This is a genomic window from Photorhabdus sp. S10-54 (assembly GCF_963878145.1).
Taxonomy (GTDB): Bacteria; Pseudomonadota; Gammaproteobacteria; order Enterobacterales; family Enterobacteriaceae; genus Photorhabdus; species Photorhabdus kayaii.
In genome coordinates, this window is sequence record NZ_CAWNXG010000051.1 from 1 (window position 1) to 20,172 (window position 20,172).

Genomic DNA, 20,172 nt, shown 5'->3' on the forward strand with positions numbered 1-20,172 from the left:
AGGTAAATAGGTAAATAGGTAAATAGGTAAATAGGTAAATAGGTAAATAGGTAAATAGGTAAATAGGTAAATAGGTAAATAGGTAAATAGGTAAATAGGTAAATAGGTAAATAGGTAAATAGGTAAATAGGTAAAATAAACACTTTAATTCTGTGAGTAAATATATTTACACAACAAAAACAGAGCCTGTAAAAAAACAGATTATCAATTAGCTAAAATGTATTTTATAAAACAATATAGCACGCAATCACATTATAAAGAACTCCAATACGGTACATAGGTTAGTGCTACAATATAAAACTTCTCCTCAATACTTCTTTCATCCCTCTGAAATATAGTAGGGATGACTACAGATAAATACAAGAAATTGACAAACATTGATAGGTAAAATCGATAAATACACCATTGTTTTTATCTCTTAATTAGTATAGATTAGCTACAACTGAGCCCGGCCCCCTGGCTTAAATCTTACTTAATGAGATGATTGTTATGGCTAGGCCTTCCTATATTCGAACTATGAGAATTGCAACACCATGACTGAACCAGTCAAAGTTCATAAAGAATATGACAAACTAGTCGATCTATTACAATTTCGAGGTATAAATATTACTGATCGTAACCATGCTATTAGAAAAATAGCTCAAGTTGGCTATTATCGATTGTCAGGATTTTGGTATCCATGCAGAATTCCTCGTAATACTACTGATAATATCTCTATTCGCACAGATAATTTTCGCCCCGGAGTAAGATTTGAGGCAATTTATGATCTTTATCTATTCGACAAACGGTTAGGGCTTCAAATAATAGATGCTTTAGAGCGCATAGAAGTTTTTGTCCGTTCAGTTATTGCTCATGAGATAGGCAAATATAGCCCTCTTGCCTATTTTGATGATTCATTTATCAACCCAAAGCATCTAGTACTACGTAAAAATGGTAGAAATAGCACAAGAAATGAATGGCTAGAAAAACATTCAAAAGAGATATCAAAAAGCCGAGAGGATTTTATCAAATGGCATGAAAGACGATATAAAGGAATACCATTTTGGGTAGTTATTGAAATTTGGGACTTTGGTCTAATGTCGAAATATTACGCTATGCTTAAAGATAAATACAGGAATGATATTCTTGCTAGGTTAGGTATTCCCCCAGGAAATGGCCCAATATTACAGAACTGGCTAAGTGCAATGAATGTACTTAGGAATCGATGCGCACATCACTCCCGGATTTGGAATAAAGTTAACGAACCAAAACTAAAGCCACTACCAAATCATCCTTTTTTTAATAAATTAGGATTAACTGATGATTCCTATGAAAGAATGTACGGCATGATTGCTATATTATGGTTCTTGATTAAAGAGATCGGCCCAAGTTCAAAATGGATATCCACTGTAGCAGATTTAATAGATAGCAAGCCAGAACTACCCGGATGCAATTTAACAGCAATGGGGCTACCTAATAATGATGGATTCCCCCGAGCATTATTTGATATAGAGTGATCAACCAACCAGAATAGAACTGATGATGGTGGATTACTTATTTACAATGATTCTACTGATAACAAGAACATTAGTAATAAGAAAAAAGATCTTATTCAGATCTTTCTCCCGTCAATATTTCGGTAGAAATTTTAAGTTTCGGCTGGCTAGCACGCTTACTTGCCGCAGTCTTTTTCGATGTCGTGAATTAAATCATCCACATCGTTAAAACGCGCACTCATTGAGCTTCTCGCCTCATTCATAGCCTCAACAGTAACTCTGTTAGGGATTTGCTTGATCTCGAAAGGTAGCGCCTTTTCTTCGGCCACCATCGTTACAGCAATGCGTAAAAAGTCAGACATTTTAATCCCAATATCGGCTAAAACGTCGATTGCCTCTTGCTTAATTGCAGGGTCTATACGTGTGCGAACATAAGTTTCAGTGCCCATTTAATACCTCGTACATGCTGACTTTTGTAGTACTATCGTGGTCTTAATTTTGATATTAGGCAATCTTAGCCTAAATGAAGAAAATGCTGAGATATAAAGCAAAAATGAGTCATCCTTTAAGGGACAATATACAGTCTGTCCACTGACCAATCATATTCTGCACCATACTGTGCTGACATCCGATAGAATCCAGAGTTGAGATATTGCCTTTCAATGACAATCTGTTCAGGAGTTCGGAAATTGCAGTGATTTCATTAGACCTTCCATCTACAACAATACTGCTCAAGACTAAACTCAGCGCCAATCTCAATAGGCTTAACAATCAATACACCACACCTCAAAAAGTCAAAATCTGATAAAACGCCAATAACCAAACAATCACGAAAGAAAATACAGCAGCGATAATATCATCTAACATGATGCCTAATCCGCCATGAACATAGCGATCAAACCAGCGAATTGGCCACGGTTTCCACATATCGAGAATACGAAACACCATAAAACCGGCCAAAACCCACTGCCAGTTAACCACAGGAATTGCCATCAATGTGATCCACATACCGATAAATTCATCCCAGACAATACTACCGTGGTCATGAACTTTCATATCATCAGAAGTACGCTGACAAATCATTATGCCGAAAAACATCCCGACAATAATAACCAACCAGCAAATCCATTCCGGAAACTGGATCAGTAATAACCAGAATGGAATAGCCGCCGCCGATCCCATTGTTCCCGGCACAACCGGCGACAGCCCACTACCAAAACCTGTCGCTAATAGATGCCAGGGATTACTCATCCGTAAACGACGCTTTGCCTTATCCATGTGCTTCCTCGGTAATAAAGTGATCGAACCCTTTTAGATCTAATTTAATCTCTTTATTATTGCTGTAATAACGAACTCCCTCCGATTCCGCCATAATCTGTCCAACACAGCTAAAACCAGCACCAGTATGCGCTAACGCAATTTCCAACGCACCACGATTCCTCTCCGGGACGGTAAAACACAACTCATAGTCCTCCCCACCACTCAAAGCCCACATCAAAGCTTGTTGCGGTTCAACGTACTGTTTCATTGCATCAGAGTAAGGAAGCGCATCCAGATTTATTCTGGCTCCACATCGGCTGGCTTTCAGAATGTGACCTAAATCGGAAATCAAACCATCAGACAAATCGATAGCTGATGTTGCCAAGCCACGTAGTGCTTGCCCTTGTAAAATACGAGGTTGCGGCCTGAGATGACGCTGAACCAACCAGTTGTGGGATATCGGATCAGAAATTTGTAGACGGTTTTGTAACAGAGCCAAACCCGCCGCACTATCACCCAACGATCCACTCACATAAATCCAATCACCATTTTTTGCGCTAGTACGCCGTAACGCCCTGCCTACGGGAACCAAACCATGAATCGTCAACGTCAGACTCATCGGACCGCGGGTAGTGTCACCACCAATAAGCTGCATACCATAATAACGCAACTGTTCAAACAGACTATCACTGAAACCACCCAGCCAGCGTTCATCCACTTCCGGTAATGTTAACGCCAATGAAAGCCAAGCAGGATCAGCGCCGACTGCGGCCAGATCGCTCAGATTCACAGCAAGAGATTTGTAAGCTAAATCTTCAGGGGAAATATCAGGTAAAAAATGTACGCCTGAAACCAAGGTATCCGTACTAACCGCCAATTGTTGTTTATCGGCTAGTGTCATCAGTGCACAATCATCACCAATACCTAGATTTACATCACGCCGGCTAATCTCCCGACGATCAAAATAACGCGCAATGAGGTCAAATTCGCCACATGCCATAATAGAATCCCAAAAAGTTACTGATGATCATGAACATAAGGCCGGTATCCCGGCCTTACAAATCATCGTCTACGGTGGGAAAAACCCGACAAGCAGTAGCTTATCTTTTTCTGCGTACTGCCGGGCCAGATTTATCCAGTACCCCGTTTACGAACTTATGGCTATCTTCAGCACCGAAGACTTTTGCCAATTCGATAGCTTCGTTAATAGCCACTTTATAAGGGACATCATCACGATAACTTAGTTCAAACATAGCAACACGCAAAATGGCTTTTTCTACCTGACCTAACTCTTCGAGCTGACGGGAAAGATAAGGGGCCATCAAAGCATCCAGCTTAGCCGCATTTACAGCTACTCCTGACAGCAATTCACGAAAATAGGTTACGTCAACACCAGTGACGTCCTGCTCCGACAGAAACTGTAATTCAACATCAGCAATGCTATTGCCAGATAATTGCCATGAATATATAGCCTGAACAGCGCACTCACGAGCACGACGACGAGCAGCAGGTTTCACAAGATTCCCCTTAATTAAAACTAAAATCAGCCTTTAATGGCATTAATTACATTGACCATTTCCAGTGCGGTTAATGCAGCTTCTGCACCTTTATTACCCGCTTTGGTTCCAGCGCGCTCAATCGCCTGTTCAATGCTTTCTGTGGTCAGAACACCAAACGCTACTGGAATTTCACTAGTCATCGCTACACTAGACAGACCAGAACTGCATTCACCAGCAACGTATTCAAAATGAGCGGTACCACCACGGATAACTGTACCTAGCGCGACAACAGCGTCATATTTTTGAGTTTCGACCAATGTCTTCACTGCCAATGGCAACTCGTAAGCACCAGGAACCCAGACAACAGTGATATTCTCTGAGGCAACCTGACCGATACGCTCAAGCGCATCCACCGCTCCGCCTAACAGACTGTCATTAATGAAGTTGTTAAAACGTGCAATGGCAATCGCCACACGAGCTTGTGGAGCTGCAACACCACCTTTGATTACGTTCATAGCCTTCCTTCCATCTGTTCATATCCGCAGGGGGGCGGATTCTATCATATTCTTTCGTTAGCTGCGCCTGCCGATTTAGCAACAGAGCATAAAAACAGGCAAACCAACCCACACTCACATATTCAGTCAGTATACAGGCCGCAGACGCAGACGAAGATCAGACCCCACCTGCTGTACATCAAAAATGTCAAATTCCGGCGCCTCTGCCAGATTTTTGAGTTCAGGAATAGTGAACAAACCACAAGCCGTATCACCTAGCACTTTTGGCGCAACATAAAGAACCAATTCATCCACCAACCCTAAAGTTAGCAATGCCCCCGCCAGCAATGCCCCACACTCAGTCCAGACTGTGTTGATCTGACGCTTACCCAACTGCATCATCAATGACACCAAATCTACCCCAATACCATGAGCAGGTAACAGTATCTGTTCTACATTTTCAGATAAGTCATGTTCATCTGCTTTAGTGCGAGCCAGCCAACAATAACCAGGCTGCTGTATGACCTGATGCTGAGGGCCAACACGATTCTGACTGTCAACAATAACACGTACCGGTTGACAAAGATTTTCCTCGGGATAAACCGCCTGGGTTTCTGCGTCCAATTCACGCCAACGAACTGTCAAGTGAGGATCATCAGCTAAAACCGTGCTACTGGAACTCAGAATCGCGCTACATTGAGCACGGAATTTTTGTACATCATCGCGAGCTTGAGGTGATGTAATCCATTTACTTTCGCCAGAAGCTAATGCCGTTCGGCCATCAAGAGAAGAAGCCATCTTCAACTGAATATATGGAAACCCGGTACGCATCCGCTTCAAAAACCCCCGGTTGAGAGATTCAGCTTCTTCCATCATCAGTCCATGTTCTACTGCAATACCAGCCTGTTGCAACTTATAAAGCCCCCTTCCTGCTACCTGTGGATTGGGATCCTGCATCGCCGCAACCACACGGCTAACGCCAGCTGCAATCAACGCATCGGCACAAGGCCGTGTTTTACCGTGATGGCTGCATGGTTCAAGCGTGACATAAACAGTTGCGCCTTTAGCTTTATCTCCGGCTATCCGTAAAGCGTGAACCTCCGCATGTGGCTCACCAGAACGTAAATGAAAACCTTCCCCAACAATTTGTCCATCACGCACAATTACACAACCAACGTTAGGATTAGGTGGCGTGGTAAAGCGCCCTTGACGCGCCAATTCCAAAGCGCGCGCCATATATTTTTTATCGTTATTCACTGGCTCAACCTTGTAATTTAGCAATCTCTTCGCCAAATTCACGAATATCTTCAAAGCTGCGATAGACAGAAGCAAAACGGATATAGGCGACTTTATCCAACTTCTTCAATTCATCCATGACCAGATTACCAATCATTTTGGATGGAACTTCCCGCTCACCGGTAGCACGTAACTGAGATTTAATATAGCTAATCGCCATTTCTACATCATCAGAACTGACCGGGCGCTTTTCCAGTGCTTTTTGCATACCACGGCGCAATTTTTCTTCATCGAACGGCTCTCGGATATCGTCACTTTTTATTACTCTAGGCATAACCAGCTCAGCCATTTCAAAAGTGGTGAATCGTTCATGACACTCAAGACACTGGCGCCGCCGGCGCACCTGCGAGCCATCCCCGACCAAACGAGAGTCAATCACTTTGGTATCAACAGCAGCACAAAATGGGCAATGCATATCGTTTCCTGATGGTTAATCCGAACTAAATTTACAGTTTATCCTTAATCTGAATAAAAAACACCCTGTCAGCCGGATACTCACAGGGTGTTTGAACAGCATCAAGGCAGAATAATTAAGGCAATAAAGATGGCTGATCAGCCCCTTCCTTCTCAACCTTTTGCTGGATCATGTGTTCACGCTTCATACCCAGTTTCAACGCTAAAGCGGAAGCAACATAGATAGAAGATACCGTACCGATAGAAACACCAATTAACATCGCTAGTGAGAAGCCCTTCAACATCGCGCCACCGAAAATATACAACATCAGCACCACCAGTAAAGTTGTTGCCGATGTCATGATTGTACGGCTCAATGTTTGCGTCAGAGAGACGTTCATAATTTCATACGACGTACCACGACGGATCTTACGGAAATTCTCACGGATACGGTCAGAAACCACGATACTGTCATTCAATGAGTAACCAATAACCGACATCAGCGATGCCACAATGGTCAGATCAATCTCGATATGGAACAATGACAGAACCCCTAGCGTGATGATGACATCATGGGCAAGCGCAAGAACCGCACCCAATGCTAAACGCCATTCAAAACGGAATCCAACATAAATCAAGATACAGATAAGCGCCGCCAGCAACGCCATTGCACCATCTTGGGCGAGCTCAGCCCCGACACTCGGCCCAACAATTTCAATACGATTGACACTCGCATCTTTATCAATGGTGTCATTAATGACTTTAATAACCTTTTTACCCAGCTCCTCATTAGCCGCACCCGTAACTGGTGGCATACGCACCATTACATCACGGCTACTACCGAAATTTTGCAACAGAGGATCTTCAAAACCCGCTTTTGCCAGGTTATCACGCATCTTATCCAAATCAGCAGATTGACTGAGTTTGATTTCGATTACCGTACCACCGGTAAAATCGAGTCCCCAGTTAAACCCGCGGGTTGCCATCACAAAAACAGAAGCTACCAACAGTAGCAACGAAATTCCGAAAGCAACGTTGTCCCAGCGCATAAAGTCATAGACTCTGCGACCATAGTTCAATTGTTCAACAGTATAATCCTGTGCCACAACGTGCTCCTTAAATTGACAGCTTCTTAATACGCTTACCGCCGTATAGCAGGTTGACGATCCCTCTAGTACCTACAATAGCGGTGAACATAGAAGTCGCGACACCAATTGACGTTGTTATCGCAAAGCCCTTAATTGACCCGGTACCAACAGCATAAAGAATGACCGCGGTAATCAACGTGGTCAAATTAGCATCAATAATACTGGAGAAAGCCCCTTTATAACCTTCATGTATCGCTTGTTGTACTGTCCGGCCATTACTCAACTCTTCCTTAATACGTTCGTTGATCAGCACGTTCGCATCAACCGCCACAGCCAGCGTTAGCACAATACCCGCGATCCCCGGCATGGTTAACGTCGCCCCTGGTAACAGAGACATGATACCAACAATCAGCACCAGGTTAGCCAACAACGCACTGCTCGCAATCACACCGAATTTGCGATAGTAAATCACCATAAACAGAATTGATGCAATTAAGCCCCACAGACAAGCTTCTAAGCCTTGTTCTATGTTTTGCAGACCAAGGGTTGGCCCAATGGTACGCTCTTCTACAATCTGAATCGGCGCAATCAGAGCACCCGCACGCAACAATAAGGATAACTGACGCGCTTCGGTTGCGTTGGAAAGACCCGTGATACGGAAATTGTTCCCCAAACGAGTCTGAATATTAGCAATGTTAATCACTTCTTCATGTTTAACTAACACCGCCCGACCATTAGCATCTTTCTTACCGCTGTCTTTATATTCCACAAACAATGTCGCCATTGGCTTACCAACATTGTCCTTGGTGAAATTAGACATCGCGGAGCCACCAGCACTGTCCAGTGAAATACTCACCTCTGGACTACCGTATTCATCGGTACCAGGGGTTGAATCTGTAATATGATCACCGGTCAGAATAACACGCTTATATAACACAACCGGATTACCATCACGGGTACTCTTCACCTCAGAATCACCTGGCACACGGCCTGATGTAGCTGCGGTAGAGTCAATACCGGTATTGACCAGACGGAATTCCAACGTCGCTGTCGCACCAAGAATCTCTTTTGCACGAGCAGTATCCTGAATACCCGGTAATTCAACCACGATACGGTCAGCGCCCTGACGCTGAACCAATGGTTCAGCCACACCCAGTTGATTAACACGATTACGTAGAATGGTAATGTTCTGCTGCACCGCATAAGATCGGGCTTCGCGCTGACGTTCATCACTCATCACCGCTTTCAGAGTATTATTGCTTCCAATACTGAAAACTAAATCACGGTGGCGGCCAGTAAGATAGTTTTCCGCCTCAGACCGCGCTTTTTCATCACGGAAGCGGATTTCTACACCGTAATTATCAATTTTACGGGCAGTGGAATAAGGAATGCCTTTTTCACGCAAATCAGTGCGCAAGCCATCAATATTCTGCTCTTGCAGTTTGCCTAATGCGGTTTCCATATCCACTTCCATCAGGAAGTGCACCCCACCTCGCAGATCAAGGCCTAGTTTCATTGGTTCGGCACCAACCTTACTTAACCAAGTTGGTGTTGCTGGTGCTAGGTTCAATGCCACCACGTACTGATCGCCTAATGTGGACATCAATACTTCACGGGCACGAAGCTGAATATCGGAATTATTGAAACGAGCAAGAATCGCACCATTTTCCAGCGCAATAGATTTACTCGCGATTTGATTTTTTTCTAAAACATTATGGACTTGGACCAGCGTTTGCTCACTGGCGGCAATGCCTCGCGCGCCAGTGATTTGTACAGCCGGATCCTCACCATAAAGGTTGGGAAGTGCATAAAGCAAACCGATGAGGATCGCAGCGATCAGCATCAGATACTTCCACAAAGGATAACGGTTTAGCACGGCAGTTCCCTTCGGGAAAATCAGAAATTACAGAGCCTTCATTGTACCTTTCGGTAAAACGGCAGCGACGAAATCACGTTTAATGGTTACTTCAGTAGTGTCATTCAGTGCTACAACGATATAACCCGTGTCAGAAACTTTAGTGACACGACCAATCAAACCACCATTGGTCATCACCTCATCACCTTTGGAAATAGAATCCATCAGCTTTCTGTGTTCTTTAGTACGTTTCTGTTGTGGACGCAGGATCATGAAATAGAAGATCAAGCCGAAAACAACCAGCATGATGATCAAAGAATATGGGCTTCCCTGAGCCGGTGCGCCAGCAGATGCTGCTGCTTCAGAAATAATACTCATTAAACTTCCCTCATTGTTATCAAATTCAATAGTAATCAAAAACCAGCCGCAATATGCTATACACACTGAAACCAGTCAATCACTACTTAAGTCAAATACTTAATGCCGGAACGGGTTTACCAATCCGTTGATAAAAATCTTCAACAAACTGTTCAAGATTACCTTCCTCGATGGCTTGACGGATCTTAGCCATCAGGCGCTGATAATACCGCAAATTATGGATAGTATTCAGCCTTGCACCGAGAATTTCGTTACAACGGTCAAGATGATGCAAATATGCCCGACTATAATTTCGGCAAGTATAACAGTCACACTGCTCATCCAGTGGAGAAGTATCCTCTTTATGTTTGGCATTACGGATTTTAATCACACCATCGGTCACAAAAAGATGACCATTACGGGCATTACGGGTTGGCATCACACAATCGAACATATCAATGCCGCGACGACCCCCCTCCACCAAATCCTCTGGTTTTCCTACCCCCATCAGATAACGCGGTTTGTCTTGCGGGATTTGCGGACAGACATGTTCAAGAATGCGGTGCATATCCTCTTTAGGCTCCCCTACCGCCAGACCACCTACAGCGTATCCATCAAAACCAATCTCTACCAGACCTTTTACTGAGATGTCACGTAAATCTTCATAAATGCTTCCCTGAATAATACCAAACAAAGCGTTTTTATTCTGTAGCTCATCAAAACGCTTGCGACTACGGGCAGCCCAACGTAAGGACATCTCCATCGAACGTTTCGCATAATCCCAATCAGCAGGATATGGCGTACATTCATCAAAAATCATGACAATATCAGAACCCAAGTCATACTGGATTTCCATCGATTTTTCTGGGCTGAGGAAAACCGGCGTACCATTAATTGGGTTACGGAAATGTACCCCTTCCTCTTTGATTTTACGCATTGCGCCAAGGCTGAATACCTGAAAACCGCCTGAATCCGTCAAGATTGGACCATGCCACTGCATAAATCCATGCAAATCACCATGAAGCTTCATGATTTCCTGCCCTGGGCGTAGCCACAGATGGAAAGTATTGCCAAGCAGGATCTGCGCACCGGTTTCTTTCACTTCTTCCGGTGTCATTCCTTTTACTGTGCCATAAGTCCCAACTGGCATAAATGCTGGCGTTTCTACCACGCCACGCTCAAAAATCAGACGACCACGACGGGCTTGACCGTCGGTAGTTTGTAATTCAAATTTCACTTAACCTCCAAGCATCAGATAAACAGTCCGATGCTGTTGTTTAAAACCAGACAAAGTTGAAATTTACCGTTGAGCTGAGATATTCACATAACCCTATTTTCAACAAATTCAACAATATATTCCAGTCAATGCCATAATTATTACATTAAGAAATCTTTTCCTTGCAAGCGAAGGGATTACGACGAATAAACATAGCATCACCATAACTAAAGAAACGATATTTTTCTGCAACTGCCTCTTTATAAGCATTCATCGTATTTTTATAACCCGCAAACGCAGAAACCAGCATAATAAGTGTCGATTCCGGTAAATGGAAATTAGTAATCAACGCGTCCACAACCTGATATTCAAAACCCGGATAGATAAAAATTTGCGTGTCATTAAAAAATGGCGCAATTAACCCATCCTGACAGGCTTTTGCGGCACTTTCCAGCGATCGAACTGACGTTGTGCCAACGGCAACAACTTTATTACCTCGCGCCTTACATGCCAGCACAGCATCAACCACATCCTGTGGCACTTCTGCATACTCAGCATGCATAATATGGTCTTCAATGGTCTCCACCCGCACAGGCTGGAAAGTACCCGCACCAACATGCAATGTCACAAAAACCATTTCCACGCCCTTTTTACGCAGCGCTTCCAATAATGGCTCATCAAAATGAAGACCGGCCGTTGGTGCAGCTACCGCCCCGGGCCGTTCGCTGTATACAGTTTGGTACAACTCACGGTCTGCCTCTTCATCAGGACGATTAATATAAGGCGGCAAAGGCATATGACCTATGTCATCCAAAATGGACAACACATCACGTTCATCATCAAAACGTATTTCGAACAAGGTATCATGGCGGGCCAACATGGTTGCTTTAAGACTTTCATTGTCACCCAATAACAATTCAGTCCCCACTTTTGGCGCTTTGGAAGCACGCACATGTGCAAGTACCCGCTTATCATCCAGCACCCTTTCAACCAGCACTTCCAACTTACCGCCCGTGGCTTTTCGGCCGAAAATACGCGCAGGTATGACGCGGGTATTATTGAAAACCAGCAAATCTCCGGCATTCAGCTTATCGAGAACATCCGTAAAAATACCATGCGTTAATTTCCCCGTTTCACCATCAAGCGAGAGCAAACGGCAGCCACTGCGTTGCGGTTGAGGGTAATGAGCAATCATTTCGTCAGGAAGTTCAAAAGTAAAATCGGAGACACGCATTATATTTAATCATTCAGAAAAACAGGCGGACTAGTCTAGTGCCGCGGCCCTAAGGGTGCAACAAATAAGCACATAACTTCGCGGATTTATATTATAATCACCAAATGAATTTTCTCGCTCACCTTCATTTAGCTACTCTGGCTGACAGCTCCCTACTAGGAAATCTGATGGCAGATTTTGTGCGCGGTAATCCAGAGGGACAATACAGCGCTGATGTGGTTGCAGGTATTCGTATGCATCGGCGTGTTGATGTATTAACAGATACCCATCCATTGGTTATTCAAGCCCGTCACTTATTCAGCGCTCCATATCGACGGGTTGCACCGATCACTTTAGATATTATCTGGGATCACTTCCTCTCCTTGAATTGGGATAAACTGGTTCCCACCTACTCATTACCGGCATTTATTCACCATGCTCGCAACCAGATTGAACCTCATCTTTATTACACTCCCGAAAAATTTCAGGAACTGAATGAGTTTTTATGGCCGCAAAACTGGCTGATCCGTTATGCAGATCTTGCATTTATCGCAGATGTATTAAAAGGCATGGCCCGAAGACATCCCAGATTATCGGATTTATCTGGATCATTTCAGGATATAGAACAACATTACGCTGACTTTGAAGCACTATTCTGGCAATTTTATCCTTATATGATGGAAAAAGCGGAAAATAAGGATTTTTATTGTTCGCCTCAATAAGCGTTATTATTACAACTATGCTTGTGAATAAATCGTAAATGCGGATAGAAAGAAATCATTCAGGCAATACGGCACTTTCGCATGTTTAATGATTTTTTCATCCTTGATATCCGGTGGTACAGTCAGAATTCCTTTTTCCCAGCGTGCCAGCCATTTGGCTGGAATAAGATGAATAGTAGGAAATTATTTTTTAACGCTAGCTTTCATTCGGAAAGATCTTCATCAGGGGGACCCAGGCGATCCAATTCGGCCAGAATCAACGGAATTTGAGCTTCTAAGTCGGCGGGTTTTATCTTTACTCCACCAAATAAGCGGCTCACGGCGTTTATAGTCCACCTTACTGACCGCCTCTTTGCCGTTTAATAAAAATTTCACCATAAAGGCTACTGCCAGCGCTTTATCATTGCCACTTCTTAAAAAAGTAAAAGAATAACTGCTGACACTAGTGACTGCTCCCCGCCGTAAAAAACGGCGAGGCTTCCCACTTCTCAGGCCGCAACCGTCTTTATGACGGATTTACGGAGGTTCTTGCTAAGGATGTCATAGATACACCGCGGCTACTCTCAATTATTCAAAAAAGTTCATACAACCAAAATCCTCTATCTTATTAAGGTAAAGAAAATAAAAATAAAGTATTAATAGGTAAAATCTATTGCAAAGATTAGTATTTTATCCTTTATTGGTGTACGCTAATTCTTTATTATATATCCAATTTTTACATAAACCTCGTAAAACTACAGGAGTAACTCATGGTTCTGGTAACTCGTCAAGCCCCTGACTTTACAGCAGCAGCAGTCCTCGGCAACGGCGAAATAGTTGGGAATTTCAACCTGAAAAAACACCTGAACGGTAAACCTGCCGTTATCTTTTTCTGGCCGATGGACTTTACTTTCGTATGCCCTTCTGAGCTGATCGCATTTGACCACCGCTACGAAGAGTTCAAAAAGCGCGGTGTTGAAGTTATAGGTGTTTCTTTTGATTCTGAATTCGTCCACAACGCATGGCGTAAAACTCCTGTCGATCAAGGTGGTATTGGCGAAGTTAAATATGCAATGGTTGCTGATACTAAACGCGAGATTCAAAAATCCTACGGCATTGAGCACCCAGAAGCGGGTGTCGCTCTGCGCGGCTCTTTCCTGATCGACAAAAACGGCGTAGTTCGTCATCAAGTCGTTAACGATCTGCCTCTGGGCCGTAACATTGACGAAATGCTGCGTATGGTTGACGCACTGCAATTCCATGAAGAGCACGGCGATGTCTGCCCTGCACAATGGGAAAAAGGTAAAGAGGGCATGAGTGCTTCTCCAGATGGCGTAGCTAAATACCTATCTCAAAACGCTGCTAAACTATAACCTTAGATATTACCCATAATTAGGCCAGCCGATTATTCCGGCTGGTTTTTTTTCACTGAAATTCCTCGTTTTGCCACCTTGCGCACAAAAACCCCCTATTCCCGATAACTATCACCACTTACAATTAAATTTACAATTGTTTAACATTAAAATCCGTGTAAATAAAACAAGTCATTACACCGACAAAAATAACCTCGCCAAAAGACAGGAGCTTACAATATGTTGAAAACATGGAAAACACCGCTGGCAATAATATCCCTGCTCGTCTCGTCCCACCTTTATGCCGCTTCGGAACCGGCTGTTGAAGCCAAAAATGGTATGGTCGTTTCAGCCCAACATCTTGCTTCACAAGTTGGTGTGGATATCCTCAAAATGGGTGGAAATGCGGTTGATGCAGCGGTTGCTGTTGGCTATGCCCAAGCCGTTGTCAATCCATGTTGTGGCAATATCGGTGGTGGTGGCTTTATGACAATTCATTTAGCCGATGGTACCGATACTTTTATTAACTTCCGCGAAACCGCGCCAAGTGCAGCAAGTGCCGATATGTATCTGGATAAAGAAGGTAATGTTATTAAAGGAGCCAGTTTATATGGCTACCGAGCGGCCGGTGTGCCCGGAACCGTGATGGGGTTAGACAGCACCCTAAAAAAATATGGCAAATTGAGCCGTGAACAAGTCATGGCACCTGCAATTAAGCTGGCACGAGAAGGCTTTATACTGACCCGTGCAGATACCGATATTCTGGACACCACAATCAAGCGTTTCCGCAAAGATCCAGAAGCAGCTCGTATCTTCCTACGCAAAGATGGCTCTCCTTATCAACCGGGAGATAGATTAATACAAACCGATCTGGCAAATACGTTAGAGTTAATTGCTAAAAAAGGGCAAGAAGCTTTTTATCACGGAAATATTCCTAAACTGGTCGCCGAAGCCGCTAAAAAATCCGGCGGCATTATTACCGAAGCCGATTTTGCCAATTATAAAATTTCAGAAACAACCCCCGTCACCTGTCACTATCGCGGTTATAAATTTATCTCTTCCCCGCCACCGAGTTCAGGCGGAGTAACCATGTGTGAAATTCTGAATATTTTGGAAGGTTATAACCTCAAAGAAATGGGATTCAACTCGGCTAATTATATTCACACATTGACAGAAGCCATGCGCCATGCCTACATGGACAGAAATACTTACCTTGGTGATCCAGAATTTATTAAAAATCCAATCGATCGCTTACTGAGTAAACACTATGCTGAATCTTTACGTAAAAAAATAGAACCAGGTAAAGCAACATTATCGGAGAATGTTCAGCCGGGTATTGGACCCCACGAGAAACCAGAAACCACACACTACTCCATTGTCGACAAAGAAGGTAATGCAGTTTCAACTACCTATACTATCAATGGACTTTTTGGTGCTGTCGTCATCGCCCCCGGAACAGGTTTCTTCCTCAATGATGAGATGGATGATTTCACCACTAAAATTGGTGAAAAGAATCTTTATGGTCTCGTTCAAGGTGCGACTAACTCTATTGCCCCCGGTAAGCGCCCATTATCCTCAATGAGCCCGACACTTGTCACAAAAGACAATAAGACATTCCTTGTTCTGGGCTCACCCGGCGGCTCCCGTATTATCTCTATTACCCTGCAAACCGCCTTAAACATTATTGATCACGGTATGTCTCCTCAAGAAGCGGTCAATAGCCCCCGTATTCATCACCAATGGTTACCCGATGAAGTTTATTATGAACAACGTGGTATTTCTAAAGACTCGTTGAATTTACTAGAAAAAATGGGATATAAAATGGTGGAGCAGATACCATGGGGCGCTGCTGAAGTGATTATGGTTGGTTTACCTAAAACCGCTGACGCTGCTGCTAATTCTTCCGGCAATGATGCAGCCGTATCTGGTCAAGTGCGTGAAAACCATTTTTATGGCGCCAATGATGTCCGACGCCCGGCCGGTGCAGCCATTGGTTACTAATGACCAACAACTAAAAAAATAGCTAATCTGTGTAGGCAATATCGGGATGGGATATCCTTTTTTCAGGAACCCCATCCCATACTCTCCCTGAACATCTGACGATGGCAAACAGTCAGAGAAACAAACATCATCACTGATGCATTTGAGTCTCGCGGGTACCAGAGCGCCCTAAAACGCGGTCATAAATACCAGCCACAACTAAAACCAACAGGGATGGTGCTAACCAAGCCAACCCTTGATCCGCCAGTGGTAAACGTGTTGCCCAATTTGGCAACAAATAAACCAGTGCTTCAGATGACTTAATCGCATCCAAAATACCAAACATCAGACTAATTAACATTACCGGAGCTAAAATACGGGTAAAATTGTGCCACCAGCACAGCGTAAAACTCAACACAATCAGAACGATACAAGGTGGATAAATAGCTGTCAGTACCGGTATAGAAATCTTAATCAAATGACTCAAACCAAGGTTAGAAGTCAACATGGAGAATCCTCCAAGGATCAAAACCAGTGAACGATAAGACAGGGGCAGATAACGGCTAAAAAACTCAGCACATGCACAAGTTAATCCAACCGCAGTCACCATACAGGCGACAAAAATCAACACAGCCAGGAAAATACTGCCGACACCACCAAAAGTATGATGAACATAGGCATGCAAAATGACCGCACCATTTTCTGCATGAGGCACTAACGATCCACTACCAGCGCCTAATTTGAACAGCGATAGATAAACCAGTATCAGACCAAAGCCGGCAATAAAACCTGCCCACATCGCATAACGGGTCAATAATGAAGATGCGGCAACGCCTCTTGAACGCGCTGCGTTAACGATGACAATCCCAAAAACCATCGCACCCAGCGTATCCATTGTCAGGTAACCATTGACGAAACCACTGGAGAATGGGATTTGCTGATAAACATCAATCGCTGGAATTGAATCACCGGCAGGCCAAAGTAAAGCAGCAACACCAAGTATACCTAGCGCCAACATCTTGATAGGCGCTAACACATGCCCGACAGTATCAAGCAAACGGCCTGGGTAAAGAGAAACAGCAATTACCAACACAAAATAAATAAGACTGTAGATAAACAGGGGTAACTCACCGTTACTGGTAAGCGGGGCAATGCCTACTTCAAAAGAGACAGTTGCGGTCCGTGGGATAGCGAATAAAGGACCAACAGCCAAATAACACACTGTCGCAAGCAGCAAACCAGCAACTCTACCAATAGGTGAACTCAGCTCTTCAATACCACCGCCAACTTTTGCCAATGCGATGATTGTAATGACGGGTAAACCAACCGCCGTCGCTAGAAAGCCTAATGCTGCTAGCCAAACATATTCACCTGATTGTAACCCCACCATAGGGGGAAAAATAATATTTCCCGCCCCGACAAACAGAGCAAAAGTCATAAACCCTAATGCCCAAATATCCTTAGATGATAAACGATGTGTCATAATGATTATTAATGTTTTGTTACCATATTTAATGGCCTGAATAATATAAATATCATCAATAGTTAAGCCCATATTGACAATATTGAACCCTAATTTAACGATTTATTATCAAAATAATATTCACCAGGTATCTGTTGAAGACAGATTATAGTGGTCATGATAGATAGAATCGCCAACAACTGCCCACAAGTAAAACTTTTATAGCGCCAGAAGGCAATAGATAAACCAGAATGCAGAAGTATATGCCGCACTCTTTTTCAAAACTAGTGATTGCTGTTAGCTATCATTGAATAAACACTATATGATTTGCGTTTTTTTTAACCTGAAAAAATAATAATCAATTACGAAGATTAATTATTACTGTTAATCAAACTATTCCTATCTCTTCTGCTGGTTATTTTGACAGGTACAATCAATCCTGCCGGTAAAGTAAAACTAAAGATCGTTCCTTTGCCTATTTCGCTGGAAACTTTAAGATGAGAATGGTGATGATGTAAGGCATGTTTAACAATCGCAAGACCGAGACCACTTCCTCCAGTTTGTCTGGAACGCGCTTTATCTACTCGATAAAAACGTTCGGTCAAACGAGGTAGATGTTCAGCGCTGATACCTTGCCCATTATCTTTCACTGTAAATTCAGCACCATGGGAATTCTTTTTCCAACTGACATCAATTTGAGTCCCTTTAGGAGTATGGTTAACCGCGTTATAAACCAAATTCGACATTGCACTGCGAAGCAGCTCTTCATTACCGAACACTTTTAAGCCTTCACCAATATCAAAATTAATCTTATAACATTCACTACCTAGCGCAGTGGCTTCCTGACGCAATACTTTAAGCATCAAAGGCACATCAACGACTTCATTATTCATATCAATTTGGGGAGCGACTTCAATTTTAGACAGTTGCAACAATTGTTTCACCAAACCGTCCAGCCTCCGGGTTTGCTCCTGCATCGTATTCAGCGCTTTCTTATTTAGCGAACTATCCTCTGCCTGATCCTGCATCACTTCCAAATAACCCTGCAAGACGGTTAGAGGGGTACGCATTTCATGACTAACATTGGCAAAAAAGTCACGACGGGCATTTTCCAATGTTCGCTTCTGAGTCACATCTCTGGCAACCATTAAGAATTGCCCCTCAGAATAAGGCATCACCCGGAACTCAACAGCGAACCCATTATTTAATTCAATGGATAAAGGGCGCGAAAAATCCCTGGAAAGGATATATCGGCTAAAATCAGGGTAGCGAAGTAAATTAAAAATATGCTGTCCGTTGTCTTCAGGCCAACGAAAACCGAGTAAATGTTGTGCTAAACGATTACACCAGAAAATATTACCTTCCGTTGTCATCATCACAATAGCATCGGGTAATGATTCCGCCCCGCTACGAAACCGTTTGATCAACAGCGCCAGCTCACGACGCCGCTTTCGATTCCGTTGCTGCATCTGGTGAATACCATAGAAAATTGGCTCCCACCCTCCTCTCCCCGACGGTGGCAACATACTGCGATCCAACCATAGCCAATTCGAAAGTTTCAGCAAGTTATAACCATGCCATATCAGCACCAAAAATACCGAAACAAATAAACACCAGGACAAATGACCAATAAATATCGACAGAATTACCGCAGGCAAACAAAAGAGAAACAGTTCTGAAACCAGTTTTTTCCAAGATAAACGTTCTAACACATTAGATTCTCCGGTGCGTAGACTTAGTAACGGGTAGAAAAACGATAGCCCGTACCACGAACGGTCTGCACCATTTTATCATGGCCGCCAATCTCTAATACTTTACGTAAACGGCGAATATGAACATCAACAGTTCTATCTTCAACATAAACATTTGCTCCCCAAACATAATTAAGCAACTGTTCACGGCTATAGACTCGCTCAGGGTGAGTCATAAAAAAGTGCAGTAATTTAAATTCCGTCGGCCCCATATCCAGTGCTTTATCCTGGCTGGTCACCCGATGGGACGTTGAATCCAAAACCAAACCATCCATTTCAATGATATCTTCCATGACCATCGGTGAAATACGCCGTAATACCGCTTTAACTCTGGCAACCAGCTCTTTAGGAGAGAAAGGCTTAGTGATATAGTCATCTGCCCCAACTTCGAGGCCACGCACCCGATCTTCCTCTTCACCACGGGCAGTCAACATCATCACCGGAATATCGCGAATATTATTATTCCGTTTCATCTGCTTAATTATCTGCAAACCAGAACCACCGGGGAGCATCCAATCCAATAACACTAAATCAGGATATGGTTCAGATAAACATGCCAACGCAGAATCATAATCCTCTGCTTCTACCGGCTGATACCCGTTTTTTTCCAGAACAAAACAGACCATCTCACGAATCGGAGCTTCATCTTCAACTACCAGAATACGTCTTGCCATGATTAATCCCGTTAATATATTGAGATAAACGCTACTTAGTTTGAAAAAGCATTATGCGTCAGTTTTATGACAAATTTATGAAATCCTGCCTTGGTTATCCTCTATC

The 20,172-nt window shown here is 43.4% G+C and carries 19 protein-coding genes; 4 read left to right on the forward strand and 15 right to left on the reverse strand.

What is annotated here, in order from left to right:
* The first annotated feature begins 533 nt into the window (after nt 1-533).
* Nucleotides 534-1,496: an Abi family protein gene (locus AACQ83_RS20180; protein WP_112879362.1), complete on the forward strand. Its 963-nt coding sequence runs from the start codon at nt 534-536 to the stop codon at nt 1,494-1,496.
* Between the two features lie 155 nt (nt 1,497-1,651).
* Here the strand turns inward: AACQ83_RS20180 and AACQ83_RS20185 are convergent, their stop codons facing one another.
* The 12 genes from AACQ83_RS20185 to queA form a co-directional block, all read right to left on the reverse strand.
* On the reverse strand, nt 1,652-1,924 hold the full coding sequence (locus AACQ83_RS20185) for a type II toxin-antitoxin system RelB/DinJ family antitoxin (RefSeq protein ID WP_112879363.1): 273 nt from the start codon (nt 1,922-1,924) through the stop codon (nt 1,652-1,654).
* Nucleotides 1,925-2,261: 337 nt separating this feature from the next.
* The gene (gene pgpA, locus AACQ83_RS20190; RefSeq protein ID WP_112879364.1) at nt 2,262-2,753 is read right to left on the reverse strand and encodes a phosphatidylglycerophosphatase A; all 492 of its coding nucleotides are present in this window, start codon (nt 2,751-2,753) and stop codon (nt 2,262-2,264) included.
* Entirely contained in the window at nt 2,746-3,735 is a 990-nt protein-coding gene (gene thiL / locus AACQ83_RS20195) for a thiamine-phosphate kinase (protein WP_112879365.1), read from the reverse strand. The genes pgpA and thiL overlap by 8 nt, the downstream gene beginning before the upstream one ends.
* Before the next feature lie 100 nt (nt 3,736-3,835).
* Nucleotides 3,836-4,252, reverse strand: coding sequence for a transcription antitermination factor NusB (gene nusB / locus AACQ83_RS20200; protein ID WP_112879366.1), 417 nt, complete (start codon nt 4,250-4,252; stop codon nt 3,836-3,838).
* A gap of 26 nt (nt 4,253-4,278) precedes the next feature.
* On the reverse strand, nt 4,279-4,749 hold the full coding sequence (gene ribH, locus AACQ83_RS20205; RefSeq protein ID WP_112879367.1) for a 6,7-dimethyl-8-ribityllumazine synthase: 471 nt from the start codon (nt 4,747-4,749) through the stop codon (nt 4,279-4,281).
* Nucleotides 4,750-4,875: 126 nt separating this feature from the next.
* Nucleotides 4,876-5,985, reverse strand: coding sequence for a bifunctional diaminohydroxyphosphoribosylaminopyrimidine deaminase/5-amino-6-(5-phosphoribosylamino)uracil reductase RibD (gene ribD, locus AACQ83_RS20210; protein ID WP_192881054.1), 1,110 nt, complete (start codon nt 5,983-5,985; stop codon nt 4,876-4,878).
* Between the two features lie 4 nt (nt 5,986-5,989).
* Complete coding sequence (nrdR, locus tag AACQ83_RS20215; RefSeq protein WP_036775072.1) at nt 5,990-6,439, reverse strand: transcriptional regulator NrdR; 450 nt, start codon at nt 6,437-6,439, stop codon at nt 5,990-5,992.
* 115 nt (nt 6,440-6,554) lie between these two features.
* A complete protein-coding gene (secF, locus tag AACQ83_RS20220) occupies nt 6,555-7,523 on the reverse strand; it encodes a protein translocase subunit SecF (protein ID WP_112879368.1) in 969 nt (322 codons plus the stop codon).
* Between the two features lie 10 nt (nt 7,524-7,533).
* Nucleotides 7,534-9,381: a protein translocase subunit SecD gene (gene secD / locus AACQ83_RS20225; protein WP_112879369.1), complete on the reverse strand. Its 1,848-nt coding sequence runs from the start codon at nt 9,379-9,381 to the stop codon at nt 7,534-7,536.
* 27 nt (nt 9,382-9,408) lie between these two features.
* On the reverse strand, nt 9,409-9,738 hold the full coding sequence (yajC, locus tag AACQ83_RS20230; RefSeq protein ID WP_011148038.1) for a preprotein translocase subunit YajC: 330 nt from the start codon (nt 9,736-9,738) through the stop codon (nt 9,409-9,411).
* A 91-nt stretch (nt 9,739-9,829) separates the two neighbouring features.
* The gene (gene tgt, locus AACQ83_RS20235) at nt 9,830-10,954 is read right to left on the reverse strand and encodes a tRNA guanosine(34) transglycosylase Tgt (RefSeq protein ID WP_112879370.1); all 1,125 of its coding nucleotides are present in this window, start codon (nt 10,952-10,954) and stop codon (nt 9,830-9,832) included.
* Nucleotides 10,955-11,099: 145 nt separating this feature from the next.
* Nucleotides 11,100-12,167, reverse strand: a complete 1,068-nt coding sequence (gene queA / locus AACQ83_RS20240) for a tRNA preQ1(34) S-adenosylmethionine ribosyltransferase-isomerase QueA (RefSeq protein WP_112879371.1) — start codon at nt 12,165-12,167, stop codon at nt 11,100-11,102.
* Nucleotides 12,168-12,271: 104 nt separating this feature from the next.
* Here queA and AACQ83_RS20245 point away from each other — a divergent pair, with 104 nt between their 5' ends.
* From AACQ83_RS20245 to ggt, 3 genes are all read left to right on the forward strand, one after another.
* Nucleotides 12,272-12,868: an acyl carrier protein phosphodiesterase gene (locus AACQ83_RS20245; protein ID WP_112879372.1), complete on the forward strand. Its 597-nt coding sequence runs from the start codon at nt 12,272-12,274 to the stop codon at nt 12,866-12,868.
* A 749-nt stretch (nt 12,869-13,617) separates the two neighbouring features.
* Nucleotides 13,618-14,220 carry a peroxiredoxin C gene (locus AACQ83_RS20250; RefSeq protein ID WP_011148042.1) on the forward strand — a complete coding sequence of 201 codons (603 nt, stop codon included), beginning with the start codon at nt 13,618-13,620 and terminating at the stop codon, nt 14,218-14,220.
* A gap of 219 nt (nt 14,221-14,439) precedes the next feature.
* Nucleotides 14,440-16,200 carry a gamma-glutamyltransferase gene (gene ggt, locus AACQ83_RS20255; RefSeq protein ID WP_112879373.1) on the forward strand — a complete coding sequence of 587 codons (1,761 nt, stop codon included), beginning with the start codon at nt 14,440-14,442 and terminating at the stop codon, nt 16,198-16,200.
* A 130-nt stretch (nt 16,201-16,330) separates the two neighbouring features.
* Here ggt and brnQ read toward each other — a convergent pair whose 3' ends face one another.
* The 3 genes from brnQ to phoB all read right to left on the reverse strand — a co-directional run bounded on the left by brnQ (nt 16,331) and on the right by phoB (nt 20,066).
* Nucleotides 16,331-17,662 (reverse strand): branched-chain amino acid transport system II carrier protein, encoded by a 1,332-nt coding sequence (gene brnQ, locus AACQ83_RS20260; protein ID WP_112879381.1) that lies wholly within the window; start codon nt 17,660-17,662, stop codon nt 16,331-16,333.
* Nucleotides 17,663-18,012: 350 nt separating this feature from the next.
* On the reverse strand, nt 18,013-19,353 hold the full coding sequence (gene phoR / locus AACQ83_RS20265; RefSeq protein ID WP_112879374.1) for a phosphate regulon sensor histidine kinase PhoR: 1,341 nt from the start codon (nt 19,351-19,353) through the stop codon (nt 18,013-18,015).
* 23 nt (nt 19,354-19,376) lie between these two features.
* Nucleotides 19,377-20,066 carry a phosphate regulon transcriptional regulator PhoB gene (phoB, locus tag AACQ83_RS20270; RefSeq protein ID WP_112879375.1) on the reverse strand — a complete coding sequence of 230 codons (690 nt, stop codon included), beginning with the start codon at nt 20,064-20,066 and terminating at the stop codon, nt 19,377-19,379.
* Nucleotides 20,067-20,172 lie beyond the last annotated feature (106 nt).